Source organism: Paenibacillus sp. KS1 (assembly GCF_001680695.1).
Classification (GTDB): domain Bacteria; phylum Bacillota; class Bacilli; order Paenibacillales; family Paenibacillaceae; genus Paenibacillus_B; species Paenibacillus_B suaedae.
On record NZ_MAIS01000185.1, the window covers coordinates 1 to 2,840 of the forward strand.

Consider the following 2,840-nt stretch of genomic DNA (forward strand, 5'->3'; position numbering starts at 1 on the left):
GAATAAAACTTATTTTGATAATTGGCCATCTCATGTACAAAAAGATTATGAAAAACGTTGCAAGATCGTTTCACAAGCAGACTCCATATTAACCATTTCAGAAGCTTCCAAAAAAGATATTATAAATTATTTAAATGTAAGTAAAGAAAAAGTTACTGTCGTTAATGCCTCAACTGATGAGAATTTGTTTAATAATGATAGTAATAGTTTTGAAGATAAGATTATCAAAGATGAATTGGGACTTAATGAGCCGTTTATTTACTCACTAACTGGTTATGATCCTCGTAAGAATAATAAAGGGTTAATTAATTCGTTCTCTCGATTGAATAAACTACAACCTACTCTGAACTTAGTTATTAGTGGCATCAAACAAGAGGTTGAGAGAACTGAATTCTTGGAATACGCATCTAAGATAGGTGCAGACACGAATAAAATTCATTTTTTGGGCTATATTTCAAATGATTGTTTGGTCGCTCTATACAAGAAATGCGAGCTTTTTGTTTTCCCTTCATTGTATGAGGGCTTTGGATTACCTTTATTAGAAGCAATGCGATGTGGCGCACCTGTTGTTACCATCAAAAATTCTTGTTTGCCCGAGGTAACAGGAGAAGATTATCCAGGGCTAGTTGACGACGAAGAAGGTCTTGCAGACCGCATACATTTATTACTTCAAAACAACTCGTTAAGATTGTCTGCTATTTCAATGGGATCTGAACGTGCATCTTGCTTTTCGTGGAACAAAACGGCTATTGCTAGCAAAGAGTGCTTTGACAATCTTTTGGGTTCAAGTTTTATAAGTTCAGAAACAACAAAACCTATTTTGGCTTATGTTAGCCCCCTGAATCCGCAGCAGTCAGGAATATCAGATTATAGCGAGGAACTTTTACCTTTTCTAAAAGAGTTCTTTGACATAAAAGTGATTTGTAATAAAATCAGACCATCTAATGTCGATATATTGAACCAGTTTGATGTTATAGATATCAGTGAAAATAAAAATTACCTAGAGAATATTAAGAATCGTATATATCATATTGGAAATAACTCCATGCATGAGTGGATATATGAGGAGCTTGAAAAGTACCCAGGAGTAGTAGTATTGCATGACCTAAATTTATTTGGTTTCAATATTTACAGCACCCATCTAAAAGGGGATACAAAACAATTTAAGGACAATTTATATTATTGTCACGGTTCAGAAGGGCTGACTGCAGCGAATCTATTAATTGATAACCAAACTTACCCTGACGATCAAACTTTCCCTATGTTCCAAAAAGTTATTGATTTGAGCACTGGAACTATTGTTCATAATAAGTGGATGCAAGAAAAAATAAAATTCAACAGTACATTCAAAGGGGAAATTGGGAAAATACCACTTGGTCTCTTGTTTGAACAGCATGAAAAAGTTAATAATGATGATTTGAAAAAAGAGCTCAATATCCCACAATTTGATGTCTTATTAGGTGTGTTCGGACACGTCATACCAAATAAACGGATAGAAGTAATATTAAAGAGTTTTTCTGAGCTTTTAAAGACCAATCCAAACGTAGGTTTATTTATTGTCGGTCATGCATCGGATGAAATAAAAAAAGATCTAAAAAAGAAAATTCAAGCTTTAAACTTGCAAAAGAATATAATCTGTGTCTTCTCCCCTCCATTAGATGTTTTTGAGAAGTATATTCAAATTTCTGATATTTGTATTAATTTAAGGTGGCCTACTATGGGGGAATCTTCAGCTGCATTAATGAGATCACTTGGAAATGGTATACCTTGCATTGTATCTAATGTCGGTTCCTATCGTGAATTTCCTGATGATTTTGTATGGAAAGTTGATGTGGACAATTTTGAGATTCCTTTGTTAACTGCTTACTTATTAGAGTTATGCAATAATAAGCTCTTAATAGAAGACATGGGGAACATGGCTAGGGAATATATGCTTGAAAATCATGATTTTAAATTATGTGCGGAAGAATATAGAGATGTTATACTTGGTTCATAAAGGAATCATTATGACTTAGTTTTTTGTAGGGAATTGAAGCACGAGATAGTCGGAAATTAATTAAGCCTACTTGCGAATGAAAAAAATTGAAATCGCAAACGAGTTCGATTCCTAGGCAGTCTAGGGAGTTTGAGGTTTCTACCTGAAGTTATACTTAGGCTAACACTTCTTTGACTTTAACCAATTTGCTTGTGGCATACAATCGAGGGAACAAGGTTTAAGTAATCTATATCACATATCTCTTGCAGAAAATGGATTCATGTGCTTAAGGTTTAATTCATCTATATTTATAATGCGAAACAGATATCATCTGGAATAAATATATGAAATGGAGATGTTACGCTTATTAATAACATATAGTTCTGTTTTAGGGTAATAGTTCGGGAACCCGTTTTTCTTCCAAGTAGAAGATATATCATTCCTATTATCCATCTTTAAAAAGGGATATTAATCAATCACATCATACTCATGTAGGAACCTAATGTATACTGTATAGGTTCCTACATGAGTATCTGCAAATACAGGGGATAGGGAGTTGCTTATACTTTGTTTCGAGTTAATTATCAAAAGATATTAATATTTTTCGCCATCTTAGGAGCTATTTGTACGACATACTACATATTTAATTATGGTATAATCTTCCACTCAGACTCAGCAACTGCGAATTTATTAGCAAGAGAACAACTTAAAGAGAGGAGTTTCTTCCCAGAAAATTGGATATATGCACAAGATATTTGGATTGTTTTTATTAACAATTTGATTATGCCACTTTCCTTTCTTGTTAAAAATCAGATTTTACTGCGTTCGATAACTATATTTATTCAAAGTGTTGCTTTAATTTCCC

The 2,840-nt window shown here is 33.2% G+C and carries 2 protein-coding genes; both read left to right on the plus strand.

All coding sequences use genetic code 11. From position 1 onward, the window contains the following. Positions 1–1,996: glycosyltransferase (locus BBG47_RS27510; RefSeq protein WP_139070803.1), on the plus strand; the 1,996-nt coding region annotated here is incomplete at its 5' end. Between the two features lie 546 nt (positions 1,997–2,542). Beyond that, positions 2,543–2,840, plus strand: a 298-nt coding sequence (locus BBG47_RS30485; RefSeq protein ID WP_217492542.1) for a hypothetical protein, incomplete at its 3' end; no start/stop codon positions are given.